The sequence below is a fragment of the Dietzia cercidiphylli genome, from assembly GCF_014145145.1.
In the GTDB taxonomy this organism is placed as follows: domain Bacteria; phylum Actinomycetota; class Actinomycetes; order Mycobacteriales; family Mycobacteriaceae; genus Dietzia; species Dietzia natronolimnaea.
Genome location: NZ_JAALEA010000449.1, coordinates 1 through 2,552, shown reverse-complemented (window position 1 = coordinate 2,552; position 2,552 = coordinate 1). Strand labels below are relative to the sequence as shown.

Sequence of the window (2,552 nt, the reverse complement as noted above, 5' to 3'; positions counted from 1 at the left end):
GGTGATGGCCCGGTCGGCGGCCGCCGGGACGGTCTCGGTGGGGAACGCCATCGCCACCGCGCCGATATCGGTGCGCTGGGAGGCCAGCAGGGCACAGACCCCGCCACCGAGCCCGTGACCGGCCAGCCCGATCCGGCGGGGATCCGCGCGGACGGTCCCGCGGCCGAGCCTGGCCTGCAGGACGTCCTCGATCGCGGCCGACAGGTGGTCGGCGAAGTGTTGGTGGTTCGGCCGGGGGGACCGATCGGTCGCGGGCGCGACCACGACGAAGCCCCACGAGGCGAGGTGCTTGAGCGTGTCCGTGTAGTCACGGGGGCCCTTGGTCCAGTCGTGGGCGAAGCCCACCACCGGGGCGGGTGACGGCGCGTCACGCGGGACGAACACCACGCCCGGCGTCCCGGTGAAACCGAGATCGCCCGTGTCGACCCCGTAGGGGCCCCGCCGGTTCACCTTGTCGAGCAGAGCTTTGGTCTTGATGGCCACGAGGGCCACAGTATCGCCTCCGGGGGGTCGACGGTGCCGGGGCGTCGGGACGGCGTGGCTACACTTAGCGGCCATGTGCGGAATCGTCGGTTATGTCGGGCATCAGGCTGCCCTCCCTGTCGTGGTCGAGGCCCTGAGGCGGATGGAGTACCGCGGATACGACTCCTCGGGCGTGGCCGTCCTCGACGGTTCGGGCGCCTCGCGCGTGGAGAAGAAGGAGGGCAAGCTCGCCAACCTCGAGGCCGCGCTGGACTCCGCCGGGCACGACAGCTTCCCGGGGACCACCGGGATCGGACACACCCGCTGGGCCACCCACGGGCGCCCCAGTGACCGCAACGCCCACCCGCACGTCTCGGGCGACGTGGCGATCGTGCACAACGGCATCATCGAGAACTTCGCCCCGCTGCGCGCCGAGCTGGAGGCCGCGGGGGTCGAACTGGTGTCGGACACCGACTCCGAGGTGGCCGCGCACCTGCTCATGTGCGAGATGGCGTCCGGACCGCACGCGGGGGACTTCGTCGCCTCGTGCCGGGCCGTGCTGAACCGCCTCGAGGGTGCCTTCACCCTGGTCTTCAGCCACGCCGCCCACCCGGGCACCCTCGTCGCGGCGCGTCGGTCGACCCCGCTGGTGCTGGGCGTGGGGAAGGGCGAGATGTTCCTCGGTTCGGACGTCGCGGCGTTCATCGAGCACACCCGTGAGGCGGTGGAACTCGGCCAGGACAACGTGGTGGTGCTGCGAGCCGATGGCTACGAGATCACCGACCTCGCCGGCGAACCCACCGAGGGCCGCCCGTTCCATATCGACTGGGACCTGGCCGCCGCGGAGAAGGGCGGCTACGACTACTTCATGCTCAAGGAGATCGCCGAGCAGCCGGCGGCGGTCGCCGACACCCTGCTCGGCCACTTCCAGGACGGCCGCATCGTGCTCGACGAGCAGCGGATCAGCGACCAGGACCTCAGGGACATCGACAAGGTGTTCATCGTGGCCTGCGGCAGCGCGTACCACTCCGGCATGGTGGCCAAGTACGCCATCGAGCACTGGACCCGCCTGCCCTGCGAGGTCGAGATCGCCTCGGAGTTCCGCTACCGGGACCCGGTGCTGGACCGGTCCACCCTGGTGGTGGCCATCTCCCAGTCGGGTGAGACCGCCGACACCCTCGAGGCCGTGCGTCACGCCAAGTCCCAGAAGGCCCGCGTCCTGGCGGTGTGCAACACCAACGGGTCGCAGATCCCCCGTGAGGCCGACGCCGTGCTGTACACCCATGCCGGCCCCGAGATCGGCGTGGCCTCCACCAAGGCGTACCTGGCCCAGATCACCGCCAACTACCTCGTGGGACTGGCGCTGGCGCAGGCCCGGGGCACCAAGTACCCCGACGAGGTGGCGGCCGAGTTCCGTCAGCTCGAGAAGATGCCCGAGGCCATCCAGAAGGTGGTCGACTCCCTCGACCCGGTCCGCGAGATCGCGCGGGAGCTGGCCGACTCGAAGTCGGTGCTGTTCCTCGGCCGCCACGTCGGCTATCCGACGGCGCTCGAAGGCGCGCTCAAGCTCAAGGAGCTGGCGTACATGCACGCCGAGGGGTTCCCGGCGGGTGAGCTCAAGCACGGACCGATCGCGCTGATCGAGGACGGCCTGCCCGTCTTCATCGTCATGCCTCCGGTCGAGGGTCGGGGAGTCCTGCACTCCAAGCTCGTGAGCAACATCCAGGAGATCAGGGCCCGCGGTGCCCGGACCATCGTGATCGCCGAGGAGGGGGACGAGGTGGTGCGACCGCTGTCGGACTACTTCATCCCGATCCCGGCCTCGACCACCCTGCTCCAGCCGTTGCTCGCGACCATCCCCTACCAGGCGTTCGCCGCCGAGGTCGCCGCGGCCCGTGGGTACGACGTGGACAAGCCCCGCAATCTGGCCAAGTCCGTCACGGTGGAGTGATCCGCCCCCGGGTCTGATTCCGTCTGGGATCGTGGACGTCATGTTGCGCGCGCACCCGGTCGAGGCGATCCGGGCCGCCGAGCGCCCGCTCATCGAGGCGGCCGCGGCGGCGGGGGACCCGGACGCCGTGATGCGCCGC

Annotated in this window: 2 protein-coding genes; one reads left to right on the top strand and one right to left on the bottom strand. The window is 70.6% G+C overall.

The features are described 5' to 3' along the window. A partial coding sequence (locus G6028_RS15185; protein WP_338404246.1) for a dienelactone hydrolase family protein occupies window positions 1-483 on the bottom strand: 483 nt, incomplete at its 3' end. Window positions 484-556: 73 nt separating this feature from the next. On the opposite strand from G6028_RS15185, the gene glmS reads away from it, so the two are divergent. Then, window positions 557-2,413 (top strand): glutamine--fructose-6-phosphate transaminase (isomerizing), encoded by a 1,857-nt coding sequence (gene glmS / locus G6028_RS15180; protein ID WP_182610790.1) that lies wholly within the window; start codon window positions 557-559, stop codon window positions 2,411-2,413. Window positions 2,414-2,552 lie beyond the last annotated feature (139 nt).

Excerpts from the sequence above, each read along its gene's own strand:
- glmS (WP_182610790.1), top strand. The coding sequence starts at position 557 with ATGTGCGGAATCGTCGGTTATGTCGGGCATCAGGCTGCCCTCCCTGTC.